General features: G+C 53.8%; 27 protein-coding genes. 3 read left to right on the top strand and 24 right to left on the bottom strand.

What is annotated here, in order from left to right; genetic code table 11:
* Window positions 1–122: 122 nt before the first annotated feature.
* Window positions 123–1,460 carry an NCS2 family permease gene (locus QOT07_RS25100; protein WP_085120129.1) on the bottom strand — a complete coding sequence of 446 codons (1,338 nt, stop codon included), beginning with the start codon at window positions 1,458–1,460 and terminating at the stop codon, window positions 123–125.
* A gap of 224 nt (window positions 1,461–1,684) precedes the next feature.
* On the opposite strand from QOT07_RS25100, the gene yieH reads away from it, so the two are divergent.
* The gene (gene yieH, locus QOT07_RS25095; protein WP_283604255.1) at window positions 1,685–2,350 is read left to right on the top strand and encodes a 6-phosphogluconate phosphatase; all 666 of its coding nucleotides are present in this window, start codon (window positions 1,685–1,687) and stop codon (window positions 2,348–2,350) included.
* Here the strand turns inward: yieH and QOT07_RS25090 are convergent.
* The 8 genes from QOT07_RS25090 to pstS all read right to left on the bottom strand — a co-directional run bounded on the left by QOT07_RS25090 (window position 2,343) and on the right by pstS (window position 9,450).
* Complete coding sequence (locus QOT07_RS25090) at window positions 2,343–3,083, bottom strand: amino acid ABC transporter permease (protein WP_283604253.1); 741 nt, start codon at window positions 3,081–3,083, stop codon at window positions 2,343–2,345. The two genes, yieH and QOT07_RS25090, sit on opposite strands and share 8 nt — an antisense overlap.
* A gap of 1 nt (window position 3,084) precedes the next feature.
* Window positions 3,085–3,810, bottom strand: coding sequence for an amino acid ABC transporter permease (locus tag QOT07_RS25085; RefSeq protein ID WP_099064420.1), 726 nt, complete (start codon window positions 3,808–3,810; stop codon window positions 3,085–3,087).
* Between the two features lie 79 nt (window positions 3,811–3,889).
* Window positions 3,890–4,729 carry an ABC transporter substrate-binding protein gene (locus QOT07_RS25080; RefSeq protein WP_283604250.1) on the bottom strand — a complete coding sequence of 280 codons (840 nt, stop codon included), beginning with the start codon at window positions 4,727–4,729 and terminating at the stop codon, window positions 3,890–3,892.
* A gap of 168 nt (window positions 4,730–4,897) precedes the next feature.
* Window positions 4,898–5,632, bottom strand: coding sequence for a phosphate signaling complex protein PhoU (gene phoU / locus QOT07_RS25075; RefSeq protein ID WP_085120124.1), 735 nt, complete (start codon window positions 5,630–5,632; stop codon window positions 4,898–4,900).
* A gap of 11 nt (window positions 5,633–5,643) precedes the next feature.
* Window positions 5,644–6,414, bottom strand: a complete 771-nt coding sequence (gene pstB / locus QOT07_RS25070; protein ID WP_369804765.1) for a phosphate ABC transporter ATP-binding protein PstB — start codon at window positions 6,412–6,414, stop codon at window positions 5,644–5,646.
* A gap of 54 nt (window positions 6,415–6,468) precedes the next feature.
* Complete coding sequence (gene pstA / locus QOT07_RS25065) at window positions 6,469–7,359, bottom strand: phosphate ABC transporter permease PstA (RefSeq protein ID WP_099064418.1); 891 nt, start codon at window positions 7,357–7,359, stop codon at window positions 6,469–6,471.
* A gap of 1 nt (window position 7,360) precedes the next feature.
* Window positions 7,361–8,317 carry a phosphate ABC transporter permease PstC gene (gene pstC, locus QOT07_RS25060; RefSeq protein ID WP_085120121.1) on the bottom strand — a complete coding sequence of 319 codons (957 nt, stop codon included), beginning with the start codon at window positions 8,315–8,317 and terminating at the stop codon, window positions 7,361–7,363.
* 92 nt (window positions 8,318–8,409) lie between these two features.
* Window positions 8,410–9,450: a phosphate ABC transporter substrate-binding protein PstS gene (gene pstS / locus QOT07_RS25055; protein WP_099064417.1), complete on the bottom strand. Its 1,041-nt coding sequence runs from the start codon at window positions 9,448–9,450 to the stop codon at window positions 8,410–8,412.
* Between the two features lie 217 nt (window positions 9,451–9,667).
* On the opposite strand from pstS, the gene QOT07_RS25050 reads away from it, so the two are divergent.
* Window positions 9,668–9,982 (top strand): hypothetical protein, encoded by a 315-nt coding sequence (locus QOT07_RS25050; protein ID WP_283604247.1) that lies wholly within the window; start codon window positions 9,668–9,670, stop codon window positions 9,980–9,982.
* A gap of 68 nt (window positions 9,983–10,050) precedes the next feature.
* Here QOT07_RS25050 and glmS read toward each other — a convergent pair whose 3' ends face one another.
* The 15 genes from glmS to asnC form a co-directional block, all read right to left on the bottom strand.
* Complete coding sequence (gene glmS, locus QOT07_RS25045) at window positions 10,051–11,880, bottom strand: glutamine--fructose-6-phosphate transaminase (isomerizing) (protein ID WP_099064416.1); 1,830 nt, start codon at window positions 11,878–11,880, stop codon at window positions 10,051–10,053.
* Between the two features lie 280 nt (window positions 11,881–12,160).
* Window positions 12,161–13,531: a bifunctional UDP-N-acetylglucosamine diphosphorylase/glucosamine-1-phosphate N-acetyltransferase GlmU gene (gene glmU / locus QOT07_RS25040; RefSeq protein ID WP_153858536.1), complete on the bottom strand. Its 1,371-nt coding sequence runs from the start codon at window positions 13,529–13,531 to the stop codon at window positions 12,161–12,163.
* A gap of 296 nt (window positions 13,532–13,827) precedes the next feature.
* On the bottom strand, window positions 13,828–14,247 hold the full coding sequence (locus QOT07_RS25035) for a F0F1 ATP synthase subunit epsilon (protein ID WP_004950490.1): 420 nt from the start codon (window positions 14,245–14,247) through the stop codon (window positions 13,828–13,830).
* Window positions 14,248–14,267: 20 nt separating this feature from the next.
* Window positions 14,268–15,650, bottom strand: a complete 1,383-nt coding sequence (atpD, locus tag QOT07_RS25030; RefSeq protein ID WP_012004485.1) for a F0F1 ATP synthase subunit beta — start codon at window positions 15,648–15,650, stop codon at window positions 14,268–14,270.
* Between the two features lie 32 nt (window positions 15,651–15,682).
* Window positions 15,683–16,546 (bottom strand): F0F1 ATP synthase subunit gamma, encoded by an 864-nt coding sequence (gene atpG / locus QOT07_RS25025; protein WP_085120116.1) that lies wholly within the window; start codon window positions 16,544–16,546, stop codon window positions 15,683–15,685.
* A 58-nt stretch (window positions 16,547–16,604) separates the two neighbouring features.
* On the bottom strand, window positions 16,605–18,146 hold the full coding sequence (gene atpA / locus QOT07_RS25020; protein ID WP_085120115.1) for a F0F1 ATP synthase subunit alpha: 1,542 nt from the start codon (window positions 18,144–18,146) through the stop codon (window positions 16,605–16,607).
* Window positions 18,147–18,158: 12 nt separating this feature from the next.
* Window positions 18,159–18,692, bottom strand: coding sequence for a F0F1 ATP synthase subunit delta (atpH, locus tag QOT07_RS25015; protein ID WP_085120114.1), 534 nt, complete (start codon window positions 18,690–18,692; stop codon window positions 18,159–18,161).
* A gap of 14 nt (window positions 18,693–18,706) precedes the next feature.
* Complete coding sequence (gene atpF / locus QOT07_RS25010; protein WP_004950476.1) at window positions 18,707–19,177, bottom strand: F0F1 ATP synthase subunit B; 471 nt, start codon at window positions 19,175–19,177, stop codon at window positions 18,707–18,709.
* 57 nt (window positions 19,178–19,234) lie between these two features.
* Window positions 19,235–19,474, bottom strand: coding sequence for a F0F1 ATP synthase subunit C (gene atpE, locus QOT07_RS25005; protein ID WP_004093904.1), 240 nt, complete (start codon window positions 19,472–19,474; stop codon window positions 19,235–19,237).
* Window positions 19,475–19,523: 49 nt separating this feature from the next.
* A complete protein-coding gene (atpB, locus tag QOT07_RS25000; protein WP_099064414.1) occupies window positions 19,524–20,345 on the bottom strand; it encodes a F0F1 ATP synthase subunit A in 822 nt (273 codons plus the stop codon).
* Between the two features lie 20 nt (window positions 20,346–20,365).
* A complete protein-coding gene (atpI, locus tag QOT07_RS24995; RefSeq protein WP_085120112.1) occupies window positions 20,366–20,749 on the bottom strand; it encodes a F0F1 ATP synthase subunit I in 384 nt (127 codons plus the stop codon).
* Between the two features lie 640 nt (window positions 20,750–21,389).
* Complete coding sequence (gene rsmG, locus QOT07_RS24990; RefSeq protein WP_207978745.1) at window positions 21,390–22,010, bottom strand: 16S rRNA (guanine(527)-N(7))-methyltransferase RsmG; 621 nt, start codon at window positions 22,008–22,010, stop codon at window positions 21,390–21,392.
* Between the two features lie 136 nt (window positions 22,011–22,146).
* On the bottom strand, window positions 22,147–24,036 hold the full coding sequence (gene mnmG / locus QOT07_RS24985; protein ID WP_099064412.1) for a tRNA uridine-5-carboxymethylaminomethyl(34) synthesis enzyme MnmG: 1,890 nt from the start codon (window positions 24,034–24,036) through the stop codon (window positions 22,147–22,149).
* Between the two features lie 382 nt (window positions 24,037–24,418).
* Window positions 24,419–24,859: an FMN-binding protein MioC gene (gene mioC, locus QOT07_RS24980; RefSeq protein ID WP_099064411.1), complete on the bottom strand. Its 441-nt coding sequence runs from the start codon at window positions 24,857–24,859 to the stop codon at window positions 24,419–24,421.
* A 97-nt stretch (window positions 24,860–24,956) separates the two neighbouring features.
* A complete protein-coding gene (gene asnC / locus QOT07_RS24975; protein ID WP_004950461.1) occupies window positions 24,957–25,418 on the bottom strand; it encodes a transcriptional regulator AsnC in 462 nt (153 codons plus the stop codon).
* Window positions 25,419–25,573: 155 nt separating this feature from the next.
* Between asnC and asnA the strand changes: the two genes are divergently transcribed.
* On the top strand, window positions 25,574–26,566 hold the full coding sequence (asnA, locus tag QOT07_RS24970) for an aspartate--ammonia ligase (RefSeq protein WP_283604244.1): 993 nt from the start codon (window positions 25,574–25,576) through the stop codon (window positions 26,564–26,566).
* The last annotated feature ends 1 nt before the right edge of the window (window position 26,567 follow it).

Below are 26,567 nucleotides of genomic sequence, written 5' to 3'. Positions count from 1 at the left end.
TTTCAGTCGGCCCGTAGGGTGGGACACACGGATGTGTCCCATAATGGCCCCTCGGTGCGCTAGGCCCGAGTATCTAAGGCTAAAAGCAAACACAGGGCCGACGTTTGTCGGCCCTGTTCGCATTAATGACCGTCTACAAAAACAATCTTCAGCACAAACAGTAGCGCGACAACCACCACGCATGGGCTGATTTCACGCCAGCGGCCGGTACCCAACTTCATGACGCAGTAAGAAATAAAGCCGAGTGCGATACCTTCGGTAATCGAGAAGCTGAACGGCATCATCACCGCCGTCACAAACGCCGGCACCGCTTCGGTCAGGTCATCCCACTTAACCCGCGCCAGGCTGGATGTCATCAGCACGCCCACGTAGATCAACGCACCGGCAGCGGCGTAAGCCGGCACCATGCCCGCCAACGGCGACAGGAAAATCACCAGCAGGAACAGGATCCCGGTCACCACCGCGGTCAGACCGGTACGGCCGCCGACGGAAACCCCGGCAGAGCTTTCAATGTAGGCCGTCACGGAGGAGGTACCGACAAAGGAGCCGGCCACCGAACTGATGCTGTCCACGTACAACGCCTGCTTCATGCGTGGGAACTTGCCCGTTGCATCGGTCAGACCGGCCTTGTCGGTCACGCCAATCAGGGTGCCGGAGGAGTCGAACAGGTTCACCAGCATAAAGGAGAAAATCACCCCCGCCAGGCCAATGTTCAACGCCCCCGCCAGATCAACCTGGCCCACTACCGAGGTAATGTTGGGTGGCATCGAGAACACGCCGCCGTATTTCACATCGCCCAATGCCCAGCCGATCAGGGTGGTCACCACGATGGAAACCAGCACCGCCGCATGGAAGTTACGGGAGGACAGCACGGCAATAATAAAGAAGCCCAGCGCGCCCAGCAGCACATTGTGCGAGGTCAGGCTACCGATGGTCACCAGCGTATCCGGGTTAGCCACCACAATGCCGGCATTTTTCAGCCCCATCATGCCGATAAACAGGCCGATACCGCTGGTGATCCCCACCCGCAAACTCATGGGGATATTGGCAATCATCCAGTAGCGGACGCGGAAAATGGTCAACAGCAATAAACCGACCGCGCCCCAGAAGATGGCCCCCATGCCGATCTGCCATGAAATCCCCATCGCGCCCACCACCACAAAGGCGAAGAACGCATTGAGGCCCATTGCCGGCGCCAGTGCCACCGGCAGGTTCGCCAGCAGGCCCATAAAAATACTGCCAAAAGCGGCAATCAGACAGGTGGTTACAAACACCGCCTGCGTATCCATACCCGCCGCGCCCAAAATTTGCGGGTTAACGAACACGATATACACCATGGTCAAAAAGGTAGTAATACCGGCAATCGTTTCCGTACGCGCCGTAGTGCCATGTTGCTTGAGTTTAAACACACGCCCAAGCAAGCCTTGCTCAACGTCAAGGCCAGTGACTTGTTTGCTCATTATCAGAATTCCGAAGAAGGGAATGGAGAGTCGCTGGCTATCCTATAACAAAAAGTCAGGGTTTTGACGCCGCTCACAGCTTTTTTTCGCCGTCTTTACGGCTAAAACCCCCAACAGATTGTATTTACTGGGATTGATCGGTAAACCGTGATTCTGGGGTCGCAATCCTGCCTGATGCGGTTAAAGTGGCATTATCACCGCATAACCTAAGGACACGGCCCCTGATGAAGCAGATTGACTGTATTTTGTTTGATTGCGACGGCACGCTGGTGGACAGCGAAGTGCTGTGCAGCAAAGCCTACGTGCACATGTTTGCCCACTATGGCATTCACCTTTCGCTGGACGAAGTGTTCAGAAAGTACAAAGGGGTGAAGCTGTACGAGATTATCGAACAGGTTAATGCGGAGCACGGAGTCGCCTTGCCGAAGGAAGAACTGGAGCCGTTATACCGCCAGGAAGTGGCCCGTCTGTTCGACAGCGAATTGCAGCAGATTGCCGGTGCGCGTGAACTGCTGGCACAGGTGTCAGTCCCTATGTGTACCGTGTCTAACGGCCCGGTCAGCAAAATGCAGCACTCGCTCGGCCTGACCGACATGCTGCACTATTTTGATGACCGGTTGTTCAGCGGCTATGACATCCAGCGCTGGAAACCGGACCCGGCGATCGTGTTTCACGCCGCCGAAAAAATGCAGGTACCGGTGGAGCGTTGCATCCTGGTGGACGATTCCGCCGCCGGGGCGCAGGCCGGGATCGCTGCGGGTATCCCGGTATTTTACTTCTGTGCCGATCCGCACAATAAACCGATCGACCATCCCCTGGTCACCGCATTCGACAACCTGGCGCAATTACCTGCATTGTGGCGTGAACGTGGCTGGCAGTTGACTAACTAGCCGGCAACGGCGGTTTGTTACGCCACCAGCACCATGAGCGTTTCAACGCCCGGGTCTGCGGGCTAAAGCGGCGATTGACCGCATTGGCCAGCAGATCCAGCGTCAGACAGAAGACGAAGTACACCAGGGCGATAAACAGGAACACCTCCATCGGGTACACCATGCTGCGGTTGTTGACCTGGGTTGCCAGAAAGGTCAGCTCACCGACACCGACGATATAGGCCAGCGAAGTGTCCTTGATCAACGAAATCCACTGGTTGATAAACGAAGGCACCATCATGCGCAGCGCCTGGGGCAAAACGATCATCCGCAGCGTCTGCCAGCGGGTTAACCCCAGTGATAAACCCGCTTGCCACTGGCCCGGGCCGATGGCGGCAATTCCCGCCTTCACCGCATGAGCCAGATAGGCCGAGGCGATCAACGCCAATGCGCAAACTACGGTAGTAATTTCCGGAATATCCACGCCAAAAACCATCGGCAGCAGAAAATAGGTCCAGAAAATCAGCATGATCACCGGGATGGCGCGGAAGAACCCCAGCAGCATGGCCAGTAATCCGGCAGCGACGCCGCTCGACATCGCCAGTGCCACGCCTAACAGCGTGCCGAGAATGGCCGAAGCCACACCGGCCATCAGGCTGATCGCCAACGTCAGCGCGGCGCCTCCCAGCGGTCCGTCCGGCCAGGTGCCCCACAACAGATAGCCCAGGTTGTCGTAAATGACGCTGAAATCCATCTTAATGCCCTCTCAGCGGTTTACGCTGCTGTCGCCACATGCCCCAGCCTTCCAGCAGCGCAATAATGGCAATGTACAGCAACGTCGCCACACCAAACGCCTGGAAGGTGCGCAGCGTCTCGGTTTCTACCTGACGCGAAGCATAGGACAGTTCGGCAACGCCGATCGCCATGGTCAGCGAGGAGTTTTTTATCACGTTCATATACTGACCCAGCAGCGGTGGCATGGCGATTTTCAGCGCCTGCGGCAGCACCACATAACGCATGGCCTGCCAGCCGGTTAATCCCAGCGCGTTGGCCGCATATTTTTGCCCGCCGGCGACGCCACGGATGCCTGAGCGGATCTCTTCGGCGATAAATGCACTGGAGTACAACGTCAGGCCAAAGAAGCCGGCGAGAAACTCGAACGACGGCCACTCTAGCGGGCCGATTTGATGTGAAGTGTTCAGCCACTGCATGGCGGCAGAAGGCAGGATCTGCCCGGCGGCGAAATACCAGAAGAACAGCTGCACCAGCAATGGCGTATTACGAAACAACGAACTGTACCCCACCGCCAGCCAGCGCAGTCCCCACAGGCGGCTGTCACGCATTGCCGTCAGTAAAAACCCCAACAGCGTGGCGGCCAGGCTCGCGCAGGCGGAAAGCCACAGCGTCAGCAGGAAACCCTGCCATAGCCAGCTCAGATACTGCGGCGCCAGCAGCCAGTCTGAGAGTTGTTGCAGATGCATGCTAAATCCTTGTATTGCAGAATGCGCCAGGGGCGCAGCAAGCTGCGCCCCTCCGTTCACACCTCACAGCCCCCGCGGATCAGGCTTTCGGCTGTTGATCCAGGGGTGCGATGGTGAAATTGCCGCGTGGCTGCGCGGTTTTGGTTTCCGGGCCAAACCAGCGATCGTAGATCTTCACCGCTTCGCCGTTTTTTTCCAGTTTAATCAGCGTGTCGTTCACGCTGGCGGTCAGGCGTTCTTCGCCTTTGGGAATACCGACCCCTTGGTATTCTTTGGTAATGCTGAACGGCGAGATCTCGAAATCAGCCTTCTGCGCCGCCGGCAGGTTGCCGAGCAGGCCCACCAGTTTGGCATCATCCTGGGTGATCGCCTGAACGTTGCCGTTACGCAGCGCCACGAACGCCAGCGGTGTGTCGTCGTAAGAGATCACTTTGGCCGTCGGGTAATGTTCACGCAGGGTAATTTCCTGCACCGTGCCTTTGTCCGCGCCGATGCGCAGTTTTTTGATATCTTCCGGGGTTTTCAGCACGCCTTTATGGGCGATAAATTTCTGGCCGGTGGCGAAGTACGGCACGCTGAAGTTCACTTCCTTGGCGCGCTCGTCAGTAATGGTGAAGTTGGCGGCGATCAAATCGACCTTTTTCGACACCAACAAAGGAATACGGTTGGCAGGATTGGTGGCTCGCAGCTCCACCTTCACACCCAGCGCTTTGCCGATCGCATCGGCCACATCAACGTCATAACCCACCAACTTTTTGCTTTGCGGATCGATATAACCGAACGGAGGATTACTGTCGAACACCGCGATACGCACTACGCCGGCTTTCTTGATGTCGTCGAGTTTGTCCGCATGCGCGGCACCGGTGGCGAGGCTGGTCAGGCTGGCTAACAAAGTTAAGGCCAAAACGCGATGTTTCATGAGTTGCTCCTAAGGGGTTGATGTCCTGCTGGCTGCTACGCTAGCAAGACCCGCTTAGGTCAGGAAATAATATAAAAAGCTATATTTATAACCTTTTTATCTTTAGGGGTTTTAAACAGCATAAAGGCGCAGTTTTCTGCGCCTTTGGAGGGTAACTCGTGGGGAGAATTACTCTTTTTTCTCGTCTTTACCGTCGGACGACAACAGCTTTTCCAGCGCATCGCCGCCAATATGACGGAAGTCCTGACCTTTGACGAAGTAGAAGATAAATTCGCAAATGTTCTGGCAACGATCTCCGATACGCTCGATCGAACGGGCGCAGAACAACGCAGTCAGCACGCTGGGAATGGTGCGCGTGTCTTCCATCATGTAAGTCATCAGCTGACGCACAATGCCTTCATATTCCTGGTCGACCTTTCTGTCTTCGCGGTAAATTCGGATCGCTTCATCCAGATCCATACGCGCGAAAGCGTCCAGCACGTCATGCAGCATCTGCACGGTATGGCGGCCCAGCGACTCCAGGCTCACCAACAGTGGCTGGTGCTGATGCGAGAACTTCTCCAGCGCGGTACGGCAAATCTTATCTGCCACGTCGCCGATACGTTCCAGTTCGGAGATGGTTTTGATGATCGCCATCACCAGGCGCAGGTCACTGGCGGTCGGCTGGCGTTTGGCGATGATCCGCACGCAGGCTTCGTCGATCGCCACTTCCATCATATTGACCTTGGCATCGCCTTCGATCACCCGCTTGGCCAACTCACCGTCCTGGTTATGCATCGCGGTAATGGCGTCGGTCAGTTGCTGTTCCACCAGCCCGCCCATGGTCAACACCTGGGTGCGGATGTGCTCAAGTTCTGCGTTGAACTGGCCGGAAATGTGTTTATTTAAATTCAGGTTATCCATGATGCATCCTATCAACCATAACGGCCAGTGATGTAGTCTTCGGTCTGTTTTTTCTGTGGCGCGGTGAACAGGGTATCAGTATCACTGAACTCGATCAGTTCGCCCAGATACATAAATGCCGTGGAGTCCGAGCAACGCGCCGCCTGCTGCATGTTGTGAGTTACGATCACCACGGTGTAGTCAGACTTCAGCTCGCTGATCAGCTCTTCAATTTTACCGGTGGAAATCGGATCCAGCGCCGAGCAGGGTTCATCCAACAATAATACGTCCGGACGAATCGCAATGCCGCGGGCGATACACAGGCGCTGCTGCTGGCCGCCGGACAGGCTGTAACCGCTCTGGTGCAGCTTGTCCTTGGTTTCGTTCCACAGCGCTGCCTTGGTCAGAGCCCACTGCACGCGCTCATCCATGTCGGCACGCGACAGCTTTTCAAACAGACGCACACCGAAAGCGATGTTGTCGTATATCGACATCGGGAACGGTGTCGGCTTCTGGAACACCATGCCAACCTTGGCACGCAGCAGGGCGATATCCGAGTTGTCGGTCAGAATGTTCTGCCCATCCAGCAGGATGCCACCTTCGGCACGCTGCTCAGGGTATAGCTGATACATCTTGTTGAAGGTACGCAGCAGGGTTGATTTGCCGCAGCCGGATGGACCGATAAACGCGGTGACCTTGTTCTTGGCGATATCCAGCGTGATGTTTTTCAGCGCATGGAATTTGCCATAGTAGAAGTTCAGATCGCGTACCTGAATTTTGCTGCTGGAAGCGTCAGTAACCATACTCATCAAGACTTCTCTCTTTTCATCAGCGCCGCCAGGGCCGCGCTCAAAATTTTATGAATGCTTTTGCTTGGCGAAAACCACACGCGCCAAGATATTCAGGACCAATACGCACAGGGTAATCAACAACACCCCTGCCCAGGCCAGTTCTTGCCATTCGGCGAACGGGCTCATGGCGAATTTGAAAATGGTCACCGGCAGGTTGGCGATCGGCTGCATCAGATCGGTGCTCCAGAACTGATTCGACAGCGAGGTAAACAGCAACGGTGCGGTTTCCCCGGCGATACGTGCAATCGCCAGCAGCACGCCGGTGATAATGCCGGAAACCGAGGCTTTCAGCGTGATGGCAGAAATCATGCGCCATTTCGGCGTACCCAGCGCGTAAGCCGCCTCACGCAGCGTATCCGGCACCAGTTTCAGCATGTTTTCGGTGGTACGGATCACGATCGGCACCTGCAACAGCGCCAGTGCAATGATCCCAGCCCAGCCGGAGAAGTGCTGCATCTTCGCCACCACGATGGTGTACACGAACAAGCCCACGACGATCGACGGTGCCGATAACAGAATGTCGTTAATAAAACGGATGATTTCCGCCAGCCAGGATTTACGGCCGTATTCCGCCAGGTAAATGCCGGCCATGATGCCCAGCGGCGTGCCGAATATCGTCGCCCACATGATCAATAACCCGCTACCGGCAATGGCGTTAGCCAGGCCGCCGCCGGCAGTGTTCGGTGGTGGGGTCATTTCGGTGAACAACGCCAGCGACATGCCGTCGATGCCTTTGGTCACCGTGGAGAACAGGATCCACACCAGCCAGAACAAGCCAAACACCATGGTCGCCATCGACATGAACAGCGCCAGTCGGTTTTTCTGACGGCGCCAGGCCTGCATTTTGCGACGGCTTTCCAACAGCGCCAGGTTGTTTTGCATTTCCATAGTCGCCACGTTAGCGTCCCTCCTTCTTGGCCAGACGCATGACCATCAACTTCGACAGCGCCAGGACGATAAAGGTGATAACAAACAGAATCAGACCCAGCTCCATCAACGCTGCGGTGTGCACCCCAGATTCCGCTTCGGCGAATTCGTTGGCCAGCGCAGAGGTGATACTGTTACCCGGCATATACAGCGAGACGCTGTCGAGCTGGTAGGTGTTACCGATGATGAAGGTCACCGCCATGGTTTCCCCCAGCGCACGGCCCAACCCCAACATCACACCGCCAATCACGCCATTCTTGGTAAACGGCAGCACGATACGCCAGATCACTTCCCAGGTGGTGCAGCCGATGCCGTAGGCCGACTCTTTCATCATCACCGGGGTCTGCTCGAACACGTCGCGCATTACGGCAGCAATGTAAGGAATAATCATAATCGCCAGGATCACCCCGGCAGCCAGAATACCAATACCAAACGCCGGGCCAGAGAACAGCTCACCGACAATCGGAATGCCGGACAGCACATCGCCAACCGGAGTCTGGAAATATTCGGCAAACAGCGGGGCGAACACGAACAGGCCCCACATGCCGTAAACGATACTCGGGATCGCCGCCAGCAGTTCAATGGCGATGCCCAGTGGGCGTCGCAGCCAGTTTGGCGCCAGCTCGGTCAGGAACAGCGCAATACCAAAGCTGACGGGCACGGCAATAATCAGTGCAATCAACGAGGTAACCACGGTGCCGTAGATGGGTACCAGCGCACCGAACTGTTCGGCAGGCGCGTCCCACTCTTTGGTCCACAGGAAGGAGAAACCGAATTTCTGGATGCTCGGCCAGGAGGCGAAGATCAGTGAAACAATAATGCCGCCCAGCAACAATAGGGTAATCAGCGCTGCCAGTTTAACCAGCGCGCTGAAGATGACGTCACCATTTTTACTCGGTGCTTTAATGGTCGGCTTGTACTCAGCCATAGATCACTCTCTGTTTTAACCCTGGCAGGCCCAACATAGGTCAGACCCTGAAAAACTGAGTGGGGCGCGTTGGATCACGCGCCCCTGCGTTGTTAGTACAGCGCTTTACCGGAACTGTCTTTTACGTTGGTTTTCCATGCTGCACGCACCTGCTCGACAACTTCGTTCGGCAGAGTGGCGTAATCCAGGTCATTAGCCTGCTTGGCGCCCGTTTTGTACGCCCAGTCAAAGAACTTCAGGACTTCGGTGCCCTGAGCCGGGTTTTTCTGCTCTTTGTGCACCAGGATGAAGGTGGTAGAGGTGATTGGCCAGGCGTTGTCGCCTTTCTGGTCAGTCAGGTCCTGTGCGAAGGTTTTGCTCCAGTCCACGCCTTTAGCCGCTGCGCTGAAGCTCTCTTCTGTCGGGCTAACCGCTTTGCCATCGGCAGAAATCAGCTTGGTATAAGCCAGGTTGTTCTGCTTGGCGTAAGCGTATTCCACGTAGCCGATAGAGCCTGGCAGACGCTGTACGAAGGCCGCGATACCGTCGTTACCCTTGCCGCCCAGACCGGTTGGCCAGTTAACGGTAGAGCCTGCGCCGATTTTCTCTTTCCACTGCGCGTTGGCTTTGGACAGGTAGCTGGTGAACACGAACGAGGTGCCTGAACCATCAGCACGACGCACAACGGCAATGTTCTGATCCGGCAATTTAACGCCAGGGTTCAGCTTGGTGATCGCCGGGTCGTTCCATTTCTTCACGTTACCCAGATAGATATCGCCCAGAGTTTTACCATCCAGGGTCAGCTCACCGGATTTGATGCCCGGGATGTTAACTGCCAGCACCACACCACCGATCACGGTAGGGAACTGGAACAGGCCATCAGCCGCCAGTTTTTCGTCAGTCAAAGGCGCATCAGAAGCACCAAAGTCAACGGTGTTGGCGATGATTTGCTTCACGCCACCAGAAGAGCCGATGCCCTGATAGTTAACTTTGTTGCCGGTTTCTTTCTGATAAGAATCTGCCCACTTGGCATAAACCGGAGCGGGGAATGTCGCACCTGCACCGGTCAGGCTAGCAGCAGCGAACGCGGACACGGCGGTCAGGGAGAAAGTCGCTGCCACAATACTGGCGACGGTGGTACGCATCAGTTTCATAATCCCTCCTAATGGGATATTCAAAAATCGACTTCAAGTCGTTTTCATCAGAGTAAGTATTGCTGCAGGAGGGAAAATAGGACAGTTTGGTGACAGTAAAATGTACGAAATATGACAGTTATATTACAGTGCGCCAATAGTGTAATTAACATCTTGATTAGGCTATTATTTCATCTGAAACATTCAATAATATCTTGCTCACGCAAAGGGATCTTCCATGAAAAAAACACTTATCTTGTCAGCGGTTAGCCTGTCTCTGCTGGCATCTAGCAACGTGATGGCGGCGCAAGGACTCGTGCGCGATAGCAACATACCCGAAGCCACGCTTTTCGAGAAAATTCTATTTCTGGGCGATAATAATAACTACAGAACCTCCCGCTATACACTGAATGATTTGGATAACTTTAGAGATAAGTTGCGAGATCATGAAAGGGAGCTAAAACAGCTGCAAGAAGAAAACAGGAATAAGGATCGTCAGATCGACGAACTAAAACGTTCGCTGCAAGAACTGAGCAGTAAGGTGAAAAGTTAGCGGATAAAAAAATCCGGCGCGCCGTTTACACAGCACGCCGGATTAATCAGTCAAAAACTCAGCGAATTTTACTCTACAGTGACAGACTTCGCCAAGTTACGCGGCTGGTCAACGTCGGTGCCTTTGATCAGCGCCACGTGGTAAGACAACAGCTGCAACGGCACGGTGTAGAAGATCGGTGCCACGATTTCTTCAACGTGCGGCAACGGAATGATGGTCATGCCTTCGCTGCTGACAAAACCGGCATCCTGATCGGCGAACACGTACAGCTGGCCACCGCGCGCGCGCACTTCTTCAATATTGGACTTCAGCTTTTCCAACAGTTCGTTGTTCGGCGCCACCACGATCACCGGCATATCGGCATCGATCAACGCCAGCGGACCGTGTTTCAACTCACCGGCCGCATAGGCCTCGGCGTGAATGTAGGAGATCTCTTTCAGCTTCAGCGCCCCTTCCATCGCGATCGGGTACTGATCGCCACGGCCAAGGAACAGTGCGTGATGCTTGTCGGAGAAGCCTTCCGCCAGCGCTTCAATGCTTTTGTCCAGCGACAGCATCTGTTCGATACGCGCCGGCAACGCCTGCAGGCCGTGTACGATTTCATGCTCAACGCTTTCCGCCATACCTTTCAGTCGGCCCAAACGCGCCACCAGCATCAACAGCACCGCAAGTTGGGTGGTAAAAGCTTTGGTGGAAGCCACACCGATTTCGGTGCCGGCCTTGGTCATCAGCGCCAGATCGGATTCACGCACCAGTGAAGAACCGGCCACATTGCACACCGCCAACGAACCGAGATAACCCAGTTCCTTCGACAGGCGCAGTGCCGCCAGGGTATCGGCGGTTTCACCGGATTGCGACAAGGTAATGATCAGGCTGCCCGGACGTACGGCAGATTTGCGATAGCGGAATTCTGACGCGATCTCCACGTCGCAAGGCACGCCGGCCAGCGATTCGAACCAATAGCGGGCAACCATGCCGGAGTGGTAAGAGGTCCCACAGGCAATGATTTGTACGTGCTGCACCTTCGCCAACAGTTCGTCGGCACGCGGGCCCAGCTCGCTCAGGTTGATTTGGCCGTGGCTGAAACGCCCTTCCAGGGTGTTCTTCAACGCCAGTGGCTGTTCGTAGATCTCTTTTTGCATGTAGTGACGGTAAGCACCTTTGTCACCAGCGTCGTACTGCACCTGGGATTCGATTTCAGGACGCTCAACGGCGTTGCCCTGCTTATCGAAAATGTTGACGGTGCGGCGAGTCATCTCCACCACGTCACCTTCTTCCAGGAAGATAAAGCGACGGGTTACCGGCAACAGCGCCAGTTGATCGGAAGCCAGGAAGTTTTCACCCACGCCACGGCCGATAACCAGCGGGCTGCCGGAACGCGCAGCCACCAGCACGCTGGGATCACGGCTGTCCATCACCACGGTGCCGTATGCGCCACGCAACTGAGGGATAACGCGTTGAACTACCTCCAGCAAGGTACCGCCCTGGCGCTGTTCCCAATGCACCAGGTGAGCAATCACCTCGGTGTCGGTTTCAGAGCTGAAGTGATAACCGCGTTCGATCAGCAGTTCACGCAACGGTTCGTGGTTTTCGATGATGCCGTTATGCACCACTGTAATGTAATCAGAAACATGCGGGTGCGCGTTAGCTTCGGTAGGTTCACCGTGCGTTGCCCAGCGGGTGTGAGCAATACCGGTGCCCCCATGCAATTCATGTTGTTCAGCGGCTTCGGCCAGTTTGTTAACTTTGCCCACGCGGCGTAAACGGCTGACGTTACCTTCGGCATCCACCACCGCCAAACCGGCTGAGTCGTAGCCACGGTATTCAAGACGGCGTAACCCTTCCAACAGAATCTCTGCAATATCACGTTGCGCTACTGCGCCTACAATTCCACACATCAGTTGTATTCCTAATTAAACGCCTTTCGGGGCGCTTTCGATGTCTTGACCTGATTTTGCCGGTTTTTACCGTGCTTCCCCGAGCCTGTAGAGAATGGGGATTATCCTCTTCATCTTTCGAGCTGCTGCGTTGTTGGCTGCGAGTGCTCATCCCAGTCACTTAGTGAACTAAGCTCCTGGGAATTCACACTCTTACCGCCTAGCAGCAGCTCAAAATCTATTGAGGACTTTTATGTTTTGTATTGGGCTCGTAAGCGGAGCCCAACGCAAAACACACGAGTTACTTCTTCTTGACCGGGCGCTGCCAACCCTGGATGTGCACCTGCTTGACGCGGCTCAGCACCAGTTCGTCTTCGCCGATATCACGGGTCACCGTAGTACCAGCGGCGATGGTGGAACCTTTGCCGACAGACACTGGCGCCACCAGCTGGGTGTCGGAACCGACAAACACGCCGTCGCCGATAATGGTTTTATGCTTATTGGCGCCATCATAGTTACAGGTGATGGTACCGGCACCGATATTCACATCGTCGCCAATCTCGGCATCGCCCAGGTAGCTCAGATGACCCGCTTTGGACCCTTTGCCCAAACGCGCCTTTTTCATTTCGACGAAGTTGCCCACATGGGCACCCACTGCCAGTTCAGCCCCCGGACGCAAGCGGGCAAAAGGACCCACGGTGCATTCCGCTGCCAGCACGGCATCTTCCAGCACGCTGTACGGACTGATTTCGCAGTCATCACCGATCACACAGTTTTTCAGCACGCAGCCGGCACCGATTTTCACTCGATCCCCCAGCTTAACCGTGCCTTCAATAATCACGTTGGCATCAATAGAGATGTCGCGACCGTGGACAAGTTCCCCGCGCAGGTCAAAACGCGCCGGATCCAGCAGCATAACGCCAGCCAACAGCAATTTTTCAGACTGTTCTGCCTGGTAGATGCGCTCAAGCCGCGACAGTTGCAGGCGGTTATTCACACCTTCCACTTCGCTCAGGCGTGACGGATGCACGGCTTCAATTTTCTTGCCGTCGGCATGGGCCAGCGCAATGATATCGGTGATGTAGAATTCACCCTGTGCGTTGTCGTTATTCAGCATCCCCAGCCAGCGCTTGAGATCACGCCCGTTGGCCACCAGGATACCGGTGTTGATTTCATTAATCTGGCGCTGGGCTTCGCTGGCATCCTTGTGCTCAACAATGCCCACCACCTGGTCGTTCTCACGCACGATACGCCCGTAGCCGCTCGGATCAGCCAGCTTCACCGTCAGCAGGCCAATACCGCCCTGTGGCTTCGCGGCCATCAGACGCTGCAAAGTATCGACAGAAATCAGCGGGACGTCACCGTACAGCATCAGCACGTCTTCATCATCGGCAAAATGCGGGGCCGCCTGCTGCATGGCATGGCCGGTACCCAATTGTTCGGCCTGCAGCACCCAGTTGAGTGCGCCGTCGGTCAGGGTATTTTTCAGCAGATCGCCGCCATGGCCATACACCAGATGGACGTTTTTCGCGCCCAGTTTCATCGCGGCATCAATGACGTGCTGCACCATCGGCTTGCCGGCCAACGGATGTAATACCTTGGGAAGATCGGAATACATGCGTGTTCCCTTGCCCGCGGCGAGGATCACCACACTCATTGCGCTGTTCGACATAAGCAACCTGATAACTCCATTTTGATAGACGAAAGTAGAACCCTTTAGTGACGATATTACTACATATTTCTCTGCACGAACCCAGTGTAGGCCATGGGGCACTAGGCACACAGCAATTAACACTCACATAACCCGGCAGTGGGCAGAACTGTCGGCGATCGGAGACATTTTCAGCCCCAACGGGGGGTTATACATCACCATACCCGCCGGGCTGAAACGCTTATTTTAAAGCAAAAAAAAAGCGACCCAATAGGCCGCTTTCTTAATTTTGGTTGCGTTATGCACGCGCCAAAATATTACATCGATCTTCTGGTGAGCTCGATAACGCGCAGTTTCGCGATCGCTTTCGCCAGTTCTGCAGATGCCTGAGCATAGTCGACATCGCCATGAGAGCTGCTGATATGCTCTTCAGCTTTACGCTTAGCTTCCAGCGCTCTCGCTTCGTCGAGGTCCGTTCCACGGATAGCAGTGTCAGCCAGCACGGTGACCACGCTCGGTTGTACCTCAAGGATACCGCCGGACAGGTAGATGAACTCTTCTTCACCGTGTTGTTTAACAATACGCACCATGCCAGGCTTGATGGCAGTCAGCAGCGGCGCATGGCCAGGGAAAATCCCCAGTTCGCCTTCGCTACCTGTCACCTGGATCTTTTGCACCAGGCCGGAAAACATATGTTTTTCCGCGCTGACTACATCCAGATGGTAAGTCATAGCCATATCACCCTCCTCTCAAGACGTTACAGTTTCTTGGCTTTTTCCACTGCTTCTTCAATGGTGCCAACCATGTAGAACGCTTGTTCAGGCAGGTGGTCATAGTCGCCGTCCATAATGCCTTTGAAACCACGGATGGTGTCTTTCAGCGATACGAACTTGCCCGGAGAACCGGTGAAGACTTCTGCCACGAAGAACGGCTGAGACAGGAAGCGTTGGATTTTACGCGCACGGGATACGACCAGTTTGTCTTCTTCAGACAGCTCGTCCATACCCAGGATTGCGATAATATCTTTCAGTTCCTGATAGCGTTGCAGAATAGACTGCACGCCACGCGCTACATCGTAGTGCTCCTGGCCAACTACCAGCGGATCCAGCTGACGGCTGGTGGAATCCAGCGGGTCAACGGCCGGGTAGATACCCAGAGAAGCGATATTACGGCTCAGTACCACAGTTGCATCCAAGTGAGCAAAGGTGGTGGCTGGTGACGGGTCAGTCAAGTCATCCGCAGGGACGTAAACGGCCTGTACGGAGGTGATTGAACCAGTCTTGGTAGAGGTGATACGTTCTTGCAGAACACCCATCTCTTCCGCCAGCGTTGGCTGATAACCTACCGCCGATGGCATACGGCCCAGAAGTGCGGACACTTCGGTACCGGCCAGGGTATAACGGTAGATGTTATCAACGAACAGCAGAACGTCACGGCCTTCGTCACGGAATTTCTCCGCCATGGTCAGACCGGTCAGAGCAACGCGCAGACGGTTACCCGGTGGCTCGTTCATCTGGCCGTAAACCAGGGATACTTTGTCCAGTACGTTGGAGTCGTTCATCTCGTGGTAGAAGTCGTTACCCTCACGAGTACGCTCACCCACGCCCGCAAACACAGAATAACCGGAGTGCTCGATCGCGATGTTACGGATCAGCTCCATCATGTTTACAGTTTTGCCTACGCCCGCACCACCGAACAGACCGACTTTACCACCCTTGGCGAACGGGCAGATCAGGTCCATTACCTTGATACCGGTTTCCAGCAGATCCTGGGAGTTGGCCAAATCTTCGTAGCTTGGCGCCGGACGGTGAATCGCCCAACGTTCTTCTTCGCCGATATCGCCCTTCATGTCGATTGGTTCACCCAATACGTTCATGATACGGCCCAGGGTAGCTTTACCTACCGGTACTTCAATCGGGTGGTCCAGGTCAGTCACTTTCAGACCGCGACGCAGACCATCAGAGGTCCCCATTGCGATACAGCGAACCACGCCACCGCCCAACTGTTGCTGAACTTCCAGCACCAGCTTATTGGCACCGTTTTCTACCTCAAGAGCGTTGTACACTTTTGGTACGGCATCCTGAGGGAACTCGACGTCCACTACGGCGCCGATTACCTGGATAATCTTTCCAGTAGCCATCTTGAATCCTCTACGTAATTCGTAAACCTAGCTTAAACCGCGGAGGCTCCCGAAACGATCTCGGTGAGTTCCTGAGTGATGCTGGCCTGACGAGCCTTGTTGTATACCAACTGCAGCTCTTTGATCAGGCTACCGCCGTTATCGGTTGCGGCTTTCATCGCTACCATTCGTGCGGCCTGCTCGCTGGCCAGGTTTTCCACGACGCCCTGATAAACCTGAGATTCCACATAGCGGCGCAGCAAGGTATCAAGCAGCACTTTTGGATCGGGTTCATACAGGTAATCCCAAGATTTTTTCTTCAGCTCACCGTCATCGGCAGGCGGCAACGGCAGCAGCTGAACGATCTGTGGTTCTTGGGACATCGTATTGATAAATTTGTTACTGACAATGTACAGCTTGTCCAAACGACCTTCGTCGTAGGCTTGCAGCATCACTTTCACCGGGCCGATCAGCTCCGACAGGGAAGGGTTATCCCCCATGCCGGTAACCTGGGCAACCACGTTGCCGCCCACGGAACCAAAGAAAGAAGCCGCTTTAGAGCCAATCAGTGCCAAATCAGTTTCGACACCTTTTTCGGACCAGCCTTTCATCTCTGACAACAGCCGCTTGAACAGGTTAATGTTCAAGCCACCACAGAGACCACGGTCAGTAGACACCACCAGATACCCGACGCGCTTAACATCACGCTCATCCAGGTACGGGTGCTTATATTCCAGATTACCTAACGCAAGGTGACCAATCACTTTGCGCATGGTCTCTGCATAAGGACGGCTGGCCGCCATGCGTTCCTGCGATTTACGCATCTTGGAGGCGGCGACCATTTCCATCGCTTTAGTGATCTTTTGCGTGTTTTGCACGCTCGCGATCTTACTACGTATCTCTTTTGCGCCGGCCATGTCTGCTTCTCCTCATTGCCAGACGGCCTGCTGTCTTACAACTGCAGGCCGCTGAGCGTTACCAGGACTGGGTTTTCTTGAAGGTCTCGAGGATGCCTTTCAGCTTGCCCTCGATCTCATCGTTGAAATTGCCAGTTTGGTTGATGTGGTTCAGCAACTCGGCATGCTCGCGGTCTGCGTAAGCAACCAGCGCGGCTTCGAAGCTCACGACTTTCGCGACTTCAACGTCGTTCAGGAAGCCACGTTCTGCGGCAAACAGCACCAGAGACTGTTGTGCGACGGACATCGGCGCATACTGTTTCTGTTTCAGCAGCTCGGTCACTTTCTGACCGTGGCTCAGCTGTTTGCGGGTCGCATCATCCAGATCGGAAGCGAACTGAGAGAACGCAGCCAGTTCACGGTACTGTGCCAGCGCGGTACGAATACCACCGGACAGTTTTTTCATGATCTTGGTTTGCGCTGCACCGCCCACACGGGATACGGAGATACCCGGGTTAACTGCCGGACGAATACCGGAGTTAAACAGGTTGGATTCCAGGAAGATCTGACCATCGGTAATCGAGATTACGTTGGTCGGAACGAACGCGGAAACGTCACCTGCCTGGGTTTCAATGATCGGCAGAGCCGTCAGTGAACCGGTTTGGCCTTTGACTTCACCTTTGGTGAAGGCTTCAACGTAGTCGGCGTTAACACGCGCAGCACGCTCCAGCAAACGGGAGTGGAGGTAGAATACGTCGCCTGGGTAAGCTTCACGACCTGGTGGACGACGAAGCAGCAGGGAGATCTGACGGTATGCAACGGCCTGTTTGGACAGGTCATCATAAACAATCAGCGCATCTTCACCGCGGTCACGGAAGTATTCACCCATCGCACAACCGGCATATGGCGCCAGGTATTGCAGTGCAGCGGACTCGGACGCGGTAGCAACCACAACGATGGTGTTTGCCAGTGCGCCGTGCTCTTCCAGCTTGCGCACCACGTTAGCGATGGTGGACGCTTTCTGGCCGATAGCCACGTAAACACATTTGATGCCGGAATCGCGTTGGTTGATGATCGCATCGATCGCCAGTGCAGTTTTACCTGTCTGACGGTCACCGATCACCAGCTCACGCTGGCCACGGCCGATTGGGATCATGGCGTCAACAGATTTGTAGCCAGTTTGAACCGGCTGATCTACGGACTGACGCTCGATAACACCAGGGGCAATAGCTTCAACCGGGGAGAAACCGTCGTTATCAACCGGGCCTTTACCGTCGATAGGTGCGCCCAGGGTGTTAACTACACGGCCCAGCAGGCCACGGCCAACCGGAACTTCCAGAATACGGCCGGTACATTTTACCTTCATGCCTTCGGCCAGATCCGCGTACGGACCCATAACCACGGCACCTACGGAGTCGCGCTCCAGGTTCAATGCGATTGCGTAACGGTTGCCTGGCAGCGCGATCATTTCGCCCTGCATAACTTCGGCCAGACCGTGTACGCGGATGATCCCGTCACTGACGGAAACAATAGTACCTTCATTGTGAGCTTCGCTCACCACATTGAACTGAGCAATGCGCTGCTTGATCAGTTCGCTGATTTCGGTGGAATTCAGTTGCATGCTCCAGTCCCCTTAAGACTGCAAGACGTCTGCCAGGCGTTCTAGACGACCGCGAACGCTGCCATCAATCACCATATCGCCAGCACGGATAATTACGCCGGCCAGTACAGACTTGTCAATTTTGCAATTCAGCTTAACTTTGCGTGACAGACGTTTTTCCATCGCAGCGACAATATTAGCCTGCTGCTTGTCGCTCAGTGCGCTCGAAGAGAGCACGTCGACTTCGACGGTGGATTCCAGCAAGGCGCGCAGTTCGATGAACTGCTGCAGCACCGCAGGAAGAACCAGTAAACGTCCATTTTCGGCCATTACACGGATAAAGTTCTGGCCATGTTCGTCGAGTTGTTCGCCACATACCGCGATGAACGTTCTGGACAGCGTCTCCGGCGCGACAGCGCCAGCCAGCAGTTCAGAAATCTGTTCATTGCGAGTGACATCAGCAGCAAACGCCAGCATATCCTGCCAGCGATCCAAGCTTTGATGCTCAACGGCAAAGTCAAAAGCTGCTTTGGCGTAGGGGCGAGCTACAGTTACAAATTCAGACATCAGCCCCTCCCTCCTTACAGTTCAGCGACCAGTTTATCTACGATGTCGCTGTTAGCAGCTTCATCCACGGAACGTTCGATGATCTTCTCGGCGCCGGCAATTGCCAGCATCGCGACTTGCTTACGCAACTCTTCACGAGCGCGCTTACGTTCGGCTTCGATCTCAGCCTGAGCCTGCGCCACGATTTTGTTACGTTCCTGCTCGGCTTCCGCTTTCGCTTCATCCATGATCTGAGCTTTGCGTTTGTTTGCTTGCTCGATGATCACCTGAGCTTCTGCTTTAGCAGTTTTCAGCTGGTCGGTCGCATTGGCTTGCGCTAAGTCCAAATCTTTTTTGGCACGTTCTGCAGAAGCGAGACCGTCAGCAATTTCTCCCTGACGCTTCTCGATGGCTGCCATGATCGGCGGCCATACGTACTTCATGCAGAACCAGACAAACAGAACGAACGCGATGGCCTGGCCGAGGATTGTTGCGTTAAGATTCACAGCACAATGCCTCTTTAAAAGTTAATAGTGTGGTTTCAGTGTAGAGAAATTCTCTACTTACGCGACAGCAAACATCACGTACAGACCCAGACCAACAGCGATCATCGGGATGGCGTCAACCAGACCCATAACGATAAAGAACTGTGTACGCAGCAAAGGAATCAGGTCAGGCTGACGTGCAGCGCCTTCCAAGAATTTACCACCCAGGATGCCGATACCGATCGCAGCACCGATTGCCGCTAAACCCATCATCACAGCGGCAGCCATGTACAGCAGATCCATACTCAGGTTTTCCATGACAGTCTCCAGTTTGTTTCAGTTTAAAAGTGTAAGTGTTTTAAGAAAATCAGTGCTCTTCAGATGCCATCGACAGATAGACAATCGTCAGAACCATGAAAATAAAGGCTTGAAGCGTAATGATCAGGATGTGGAAAATGGCCCAAGGCACATTAAGAAGCCACTGTGACCACCACGGCAACAAACCGGCAATCAGGATGAAGATCAACTCACCCGCATACATGTTGCCGAACAGTCGCAGGCCGAGTGAAACAGGCTTGGACAGCAGGCTGACACCTTCAAGAATCAGGTTGATTGGAATGAATAACGGATGGTTGAACGGCTGCATGGTTAACTCTTTAACGAACCCACCAATGCCTTTCATTTTGATGCTATAGAACAGAATCAGGACAAATACGCCTAACGCCATCGACAGCGTAATACTTACGTCTGCGGTAGGAACAACACGCAGCGCCGGCAAACCAAACACATGTTCGCCAATAAACGGCAGAAGATCGATTGGCAACAGATCCATCATGTTCATCAGGAATACCCAGACGAACACCGTCAGCGCCAGCGGAGCAATCACCTTGCTCTTACCGTGATACATATCACGAACGCTGCTGTCGACGAAGCCCATGATAAGTTCGACGGCAGTTTGAAGTTTCCCCGGTACACCACTGGTCGCTGTATTAGCCACTTTCTTGAAAATAAACAAGAAAACAGCCCCCAACAAGACAGAGAAGAACAATGAGTCAATGTTCAACGTCCAGAATGTCGGGTTACCAGAGTGTGGTTCAACTAACTGAAAAGTACGCAGATCCAACTGAAGGTTATTCAGATGGTGGCTGATATAGTCCTTTGCAGTCCCATTTTCTCCAGATGCAGACATGATGCCTCTTACCCTTTTAGTTAAGTTCGGTAACTGTTAATCACGGCCGGTGCCACTATCTGCACCACTAACACCGCTAAATAGGTCAGGCCAAGCGGTAAAAATGCCGCTTTGAACACCCCAAGCGCCACGATCAACAAAACTATGGTGATCAAGACCTTTAATCCCTCGCCGATGGCGAACGACCAGGCAACCCGACCGGGTGCCGGCGTCTGCGCCTGATGGCGCAAGGCAAACAGCATAAACATGGTACTCGGCAACCAGGCAGCGAGACCGCCCGCCAGCGCCGAACCGCTCCATTCCAGGCTTTTCAGACCGAAAGCAGCGCTGATCAGAACAAAAGTCATTAACTGCAGAAACAGCAATTTGCGAGCAACTTTTCCGCTGTAAAGGGACACAGACATGACGTTTGTTCTCTCCGTACCCCAGAGGGGGTATGCTGAGTGACGTATAAAACTGTCTTTACTGCTCTGAGTCAAGCAGCAAAAAACGAGCAAATTATACGGGGCATACCAACGAATTCAATCGATAAGTAGCGAAAAGGTGAACAATTATTTAAATTCTCCCATTTCAGGCTATTTTCACAAGAAAACGGTCGGAATAATAGGGCTCATTTAATTGTCTGATTATTCCAGTGTTACAGCAAGAAACGTGTAGTTGCTCACAATAATACCTATTACTGATTTATAGCCCAGGGTCGGTTAAAGCGTCTTTAGCAAATCGGGCGATCAAAAAGATATTATAAATCATAATATTACAAGTTAACTGTTCAAAAACAATCCGTATACCCACTAAAAACCTTTTATTGACAGCTTCGGGGATAGTATTCCAACAGCTAATTAACATTAGCAGCAAAGCAGGATCCTTCACTTATCGTTGCTAACGTAACTATTACGATCTGCAATTACCCTATTGTCGCCAATTAGCGGCTATTTTTGTGTTAATAAAAAGTAAATTAACTAAAAAAACCACCCATTGATTAGCCTGCTTACTTTAACCATTGCCACTATATTTTAATTCGCGCTTACTTGATCAAAAACAAACTCAGTTTGCCTTAAGTACCACCAGGTGACGTTCACCTTCGAGTTCCGGTACCTGCAGACGAACCACCGATTCCAGTTCGATGCCTTCAGGCAACTGCGCCAGTTCTTCATCTGGACGCACCCCTTTCAGCGCGTAGAAACGCCCCTGCCCTTTTGCTGGCAAATGGTGACACCAGGTAAGCATATCCTGCAGCGAAGCAAAGGCACGGCTGATAACACCGTCAAATGGCGGTTCAGCGGGGAACGCCTCAACACGGCTCTGTACCGGCTCAACGTTGGTCAGACCCAGTTCATGCTGTACCTGTCGCAGGAAGCGCACGCGCTTGCCCAGGCTGTCGAGCAAGGTGAAATGGGAATCAGGGCGAACAATCGCCAGCGGAATGCCTGGTAAGCCTGGGCCGGTGCCAACATCGATAAAACGGCTGCCCTGCAGATGCGGGTTTACCACGATGCTGTCGAGAATATGGCGCACCAGCATTTGTTGTGGATCACGCACCGAAGTGAGGTTATACGCCTTGTTCCACTTATCCAGCATGCCAACATAGCCCAGTAACTGCTGTTTTTGCTGATCGGGAAGCGCAATGCCTGCCGCTTTGAGCAACGAATCTAATTTTTTCTGCACAACGGGTCCTCAGACTGGCGCACAACGGCAAGCCAGGTAGGGCTGGCCAAGGAGGTGGCCATGATAATTCAGGTCCGAAAAGATGTCAGCGGCCGTTTGCTCATCAAATCAACAAACGGCCACCCAAAAACGGGATTTATGCGCTGCGGCGCAGCAGCCCCTGTTTTTTCAGCCAAATCAGCAAAATGGAGATCGCCGCCGGCGTGATGCCGGAGATGCGTGAAGCCTGGCCGATCGAGTTCGGTTTATGATCATTCAACTTGGCGATCACTTCATTCGACAGACCGGAAACCTGCTGGTAATCGAGATCCAGCGGCAGCACGGTGTTCTCATTGCGCTGCTGTTTTTCGATCTCTTCCTGCTGACGAACAATGTAACCTTCGTATTTCACCTGGATCTCAACCTGCTCGGCGGCCTGGGTATCGGCCAGTGGCGGAGCAAATGCCGCAACGGAGGTCAATTGGGTGTAATCCACTTCCGGACGGCGCAGCAGTTCTTCACCGTTGGCCTCGCGCGACAGCGGTGCTTTCAGCAGCGCGTTCACCTGCTCGACGTTCTCGGCGTGCGGGTGCATCCAGATATCACGCAGACGCTGACGTTCCTGTTCGATGCGCTCCAGCTTTTCGCTAAAGCGTGCCCAACGGGCATCGTCCACCAGACCCAGCTCGCGGCCTTTTTCCGTCAGACGCAGATCGGCATTGTCTTCACGCAGCATCAGGCGGTATTCGGCGCGTGAAGTGAACATGCGGTACGGCTCTTTGGTGCCCAGGGTGCTGAGGTCGTCCACCAGCACACCCAGATAAGCCTGATCGCGACGTGGCGACCAGCCTTCGTCTTCGTTGGCGTAACGTCCGGCATTCAGACCGGCCAACAGGCCTTGTGCAGCTGCCTCTTCGTAACCGGTGGTGCCGTTGATCTGGCCGGCGAAGAACAGGCCCTGGATAAATTTGCTTTCCAGCGTCGGCTTCAAATCACGGGGATCGAAGAAATCGTATTCGATGGCATAGCCAGGTCGAATGATTCGGGCATTCTGCATCCCTTCCATCGAACGCACGATCTGCATCTGTACGTCAAACGGCAGGCTGGTGGAGATGCCGTTTGGATAAATTTCATTGCTGGTCAGGCCTTCCGGCTCGAGGAAGATCTGGTGTGCGTTACGATCGGCAAAGCGCATCACCTTGTCTTCGATCGACGGGCAGTAGCGTGGCCCGATCCCTTCGATGATCCCGGCGTACATCGGGCTGCGATCGAGGTTATTACGGATCACGTCATGGGTTTTTTCGTTGGTGTAGGTGATGTAGCACGCCATTTGTTCCGGGTGTTGCCCGGCGTTGCCCATGAACGAAAATACCGGGATCGGTGTGTCACCGTGTTGCGGTGCCAGTACGCTGAAATCAATGGTGCGTGCATCGATACGCGGTGGCGTACCGGTTTTCAGACGGTTAACCCGCAAAGGCAATTCACGCAGTCGCTGTGAAAGCGAGATCGACGGAGGATCCCCGGCACGGCCACCGCTGTAATTTTCCAGACCGATGTGGATCTTGCCGTCCAGGAAGGTGCCTACGGTCAACACGACCGCCTTGGCGCGGAATTTCAGCCCCATTTGGGTAACGGCACCGACAACGCGATCGTTTTCCACAATCAGATCTTCGACGGGCTGCTGGAAGATCATCAGGTTTGGCTGGTTCTCCAGGGCAGTACGTACCGCTTGGCGATACAGCACTCGGTCAGCCTGAGCTCGGGTGGCTCGTACCGCAGGGCCTTTGCTGGCGTTTAGTATCCTAAACTGGATGCCGGCATGATCGATCGCCGTGGCCATCAGCCCGCCAAGTGCATCAATTTCCTTAACCAGATGCCCTTTACCAATACCGCCAATCGCCGGGTTGCAAGACATTTGCCCCAGGGTATCGATATTGTGAGTCAGTAATAAAGTCTGACGTCCCATACGTGCCGCAGCCATAGCGGCTTCGGTACCGGCATGGCCACCACCGATGATGATGACGTCAAATTGCTCTGGATAAAACATGGAACTGCACCTCGTCGTATTGCGAACGATCGTTGTATTGCCCTGGGGTGGAGGATTCTACTCAAGTTTAGTCGATCGACCAAGTGGTCAGGATCCTTGAGTAATTAAAAGAAGATCTTTTTATTTAAAGATCTCTTTATTAGATCTCTTATTAGGATCGCGATCTTCTGTGGATAAGTGATTATTCGCGATTGAGATCAGCTAATTAAGGAGGATCGTTAGCTGTGAATGATCGGTGATCCTATGGCTTATAAGCTGGGATCTAAATGGCATGTTATGCACAGGACAAAAAGCGACCTAAGGTTGTTATTGGGATAACTACTGCTTTTACCCTGCTTTTAAGCATAGTTATCCACAATCGTTCGGGTGATCTTTGAACAAATTAGAGTAAATTAATCCAATTTTTCACCCATTCCTCTGCTGGATCCTCAGGAATTTCGTGTTCAGTCACGTCGATCTCGAGCCGATCGCCGATCCTTTTCGCTCCACGAGCAATCAGAAGATCGTCGATCCGTTGGATCGCACCACAGAAAGTATCGTATTCAGAGCTGCCTAAACCGACTGCACCAAACTGCACCTGAGATAAATCAGGAAGCTGTTCTTCTATTTGATCCAGTAGCGGTTGCAGGTTATCCGGTAAATCGCCGGCACCGTGGGTAGAAGAGACCACCAGCCAGCGTCCGGACAGGGTCAATTCATCCAATTCAGGGCCATGCAGGGTCTCGGTCGTAAAGCCTGCCGCTTCCAGCTTTTCAGCCAGGTGCTCGGCTACGTACTCGGCACTGCCAAGCGTACTGCCACTGATCAGAGTAATGTCTGCCATGAAATGAATGATCCCAGCCTTCTCAAAGTGGCAGCATTGTACGCTGTGAATCGGCTGGGATCTACCTGTGGATAATATGGGTATAGTAATTAGTTGGCTAGGGAGTGATGGTACGCATGATGGGGTTCTGCAGCGAGATCAGGGTTTCAGTAGACTGGATCTCGTCAATCGTCTGGATCTTGTTGATAAGTACTTGTTGCAACGCATCTATCGAGCGGCACATCACCTTGATAAACACGCTGTAGTGGCCGGTGGTGTAATAGGCCTCGACCACTTCCTCCAGGCTTTCGAGCTTTTTCAGCGCGGAAGGATAGTCTTTAGCACTCTTTAATATAATGCCGATAAAACAGCAGACGTCGTAACCCAGGCGTTTGGGGTTCACGTCGACCCGCGCACCGGTGATGATACCGGCCTGCTTCATCTTCTCTACCCGCACATGAATGGTGCCGGGGCTGACGGCAAAGTTTTTCGCCAGTTCGGCATAAGGTGTGCGTGCATTCTCCATCAAGGCGTTAAGGATGCCGCGATCGAGATTATCGATCTGATAATTTTCAGCCATTTAATCCCCCACTAATTGCTGATTGTTGAATTATTACCGCATCAAAATGAACGATTAAAAGTGAAAAGGCAATATTGATTAGCGGATATTGAATTGTAGTGCCGTTCTGTTGCTTAATCGTTGGCAACAGAGACAGGTTTATAAGAGATACGGCAATGAAAAAACAGTTTATTCAAAAACAACAACAAATCAGCCTGGTTAAATCCTTCTTCTCCCGCCAGTTGGAACAACAGCTTGGCCTGATCGAAGTGCAGGCGCCGATCCTCAGTCGTCTGGGTGACGGTACCCAGGACAACCTGTCTGGCAGTGAGAAAGCGGTGCAGGTCAAGGTGAAAACCCTGCCGGACGCCACCTTTGAAGTGGTGCACTCGCTGGCCAAATGGAAACGCAAAACATTGGGCAGCTATGACTTCGGCGCCGGTGAAGGCCTGTATACCCATATGAAAGCCCTGCGCCCGGACGAAGATCGTCTGAGCGCGATCCATTCGGTCTACGTTGATCAATGGGACTGGGAGCGGGTGATGGGTGATGGCGACCGCAGCCAGGATTACCTGGAAAGCACCGTGCGCAGCATTTATGCGGCAATTAAAGCAACCGAAGGTGAAGTGAGTCGCGAATACGGCTTAACGCCGTTCCTGCCGGAGCAAATCCATTTTGTTCACAGCGAAACTCTGCTGCAGCGCTACCCGGAGCTGGATGCCAAAGGCCGTGAGCGGGCAATTACCAAAGAGCTGGGTGCGGTATTCCTGATGGGGATTGGTGGCAAGCTGTCGCATGGCAAATCACACGACGTACGTGCACCGGATTATGATGACTGGACCACCCCAGCAGCAGCAGGGCTGGCCGGCCTGAACGGCGATATCCTGGTATGGAACCCGGTGCTGCAGGATGCCTTCGAACTTTCTTCTATGGGGATCCGCGTTGACGCCAGCGCGCTGAAACGCCAGTTGGCGCAAACCGGGGATGAAGATCGTTTGACGCTGGAATGGCATCAGTCTCTGCTGCGTGGCGATATGCCACAAACCATCGGTGGCGGTATCGGTCAGTCGCGCCTGGTGATGCTGTTGCTGCAACTGTCGCACATTGGGCAGGTACAGTGTGGCGTGTGGTCTCCGCAGGTGCGTGAAGCGGTCGACGGCCTGCTGTAAT

It is taken from the genome of Serratia proteamaculans, from assembly GCF_949794035.1.
Classification (GTDB): domain Bacteria; phylum Pseudomonadota; class Gammaproteobacteria; order Enterobacterales; family Enterobacteriaceae; genus Serratia; species Serratia proteamaculans.
The sequence above is the reverse complement of the archived record's forward strand: the minus strand, read 5'-3'. Positions and strand labels throughout refer to the sequence as shown.

Excerpts from the sequence above, each read along its gene's own strand:
- atpI (WP_085120112.1), bottom strand. The coding sequence starts at position 20,749 with ATGTCTGTGTCCCTTTACAGCGGAAAAGTTGCTCGCAAATTGCTGTTT.
- atpA (WP_085120115.1), bottom strand. The coding sequence starts at position 18,146 with ATGCAACTGAATTCCACCGAAATCAGCGAACTGATCAAGCAGCGCATT.
- phoU (WP_085120124.1), bottom strand. The coding sequence starts at position 5,632 with ATGGATAACCTGAATTTAAATAAACACATTTCCGGCCAGTTCAACGCA.
- QOT07_RS25050 (WP_283604247.1), top strand. The coding sequence starts at position 9,668 with ATGAAAAAAACACTTATCTTGTCAGCGGTTAGCCTGTCTCTGCTGGCA.
- mnmG (WP_099064412.1), bottom strand. The coding sequence starts at position 24,036 with ATGTTTTATCCAGAGCAATTTGACGTCATCATCATCGGTGGTGGCCAT.
- glmS (WP_099064416.1), bottom strand. The coding sequence starts at position 11,880 with ATGTGTGGAATTGTAGGCGCAGTAGCGCAACGTGATATTGCAGAGATT.
- pstB (WP_369804765.1), bottom strand. The coding sequence starts at position 6,414 with ATGGTTACTGACGCTTCCAGCAGCAAAATTCAGGTACGCGATCTGAAC.
- QOT07_RS25080 (WP_283604250.1), bottom strand. The coding sequence starts at position 4,729 with ATGAAACATCGCGTTTTGGCCTTAACTTTGTTAGCCAGCCTGACCAGC.
- mioC (WP_099064411.1), bottom strand. The coding sequence starts at position 24,859 with ATGGCAGACATTACTCTGATCAGTGGCAGTACGCTTGGCAGTGCCGAG.
- asnC (WP_004950461.1), bottom strand. The coding sequence starts at position 25,418 with ATGGCTGAAAATTATCAGATCGATAATCTCGATCGCGGCATCCTTAAC.
- atpH (WP_085120114.1), bottom strand. The coding sequence starts at position 18,692 with ATGTCTGAATTTGTAACTGTAGCTCGCCCCTACGCCAAAGCAGCTTTT.
- atpD (WP_012004485.1), bottom strand. The coding sequence starts at position 15,650 with ATGGCTACTGGAAAGATTATCCAGGTAATCGGCGCCGTAGTGGACGTC.
- pstC (WP_085120121.1), bottom strand. The coding sequence starts at position 8,317 with ATGGCTGAGTACAAGCCGACCATTAAAGCACCGAGTAAAAATGGTGAC.
- QOT07_RS25090 (WP_283604253.1), bottom strand. The coding sequence starts at position 3,083 with ATGGATTTCAGCGTCATTTACGACAACCTGGGCTATCTGTTGTGGGGC.
- atpB (WP_099064414.1), bottom strand. The coding sequence starts at position 20,345 with ATGTCTGCATCTGGAGAAAATGGGACTGCAAAGGACTATATCAGCCAC.
- QOT07_RS25100 (WP_085120129.1), bottom strand. The coding sequence starts at position 1,460 with ATGAGCAAACAAGTCACTGGCCTTGACGTTGAGCAAGGCTTGCTTGGG.
- atpE (WP_004093904.1), bottom strand. The coding sequence starts at position 19,474 with ATGGAAAACCTGAGTATGGATCTGCTGTACATGGCTGCCGCTGTGATG.
- pstS (WP_099064417.1), bottom strand. The coding sequence starts at position 9,450 with ATGAAACTGATGCGTACCACCGTCGCCAGTATTGTGGCAGCGACTTTC.
- QOT07_RS25035 (WP_004950490.1), bottom strand. The coding sequence starts at position 14,247 with ATGGCTATGACTTACCATCTGGATGTAGTCAGCGCGGAAAAACATATG.
- asnA (WP_283604244.1), top strand. The coding sequence starts at position 25,574 with ATGAAAAAACAGTTTATTCAAAAACAACAACAAATCAGCCTGGTTAAA.
- glmU (WP_153858536.1), bottom strand. The coding sequence starts at position 13,531 with ATGTCGAACAGCGCAATGAGTGTGGTGATCCTCGCCGCGGGCAAGGGA.
- QOT07_RS25085 (WP_099064420.1), bottom strand. The coding sequence starts at position 3,810 with ATGCATCTGCAACAACTCTCAGACTGGCTGCTGGCGCCGCAGTATCTG.
- yieH (WP_283604255.1), top strand. The coding sequence starts at position 1,685 with ATGAAGCAGATTGACTGTATTTTGTTTGATTGCGACGGCACGCTGGTG.
- atpG (WP_085120116.1), bottom strand. The coding sequence starts at position 16,546 with ATGGCCGGCGCAAAAGAGATACGTAGTAAGATCGCGAGCGTGCAAAAC.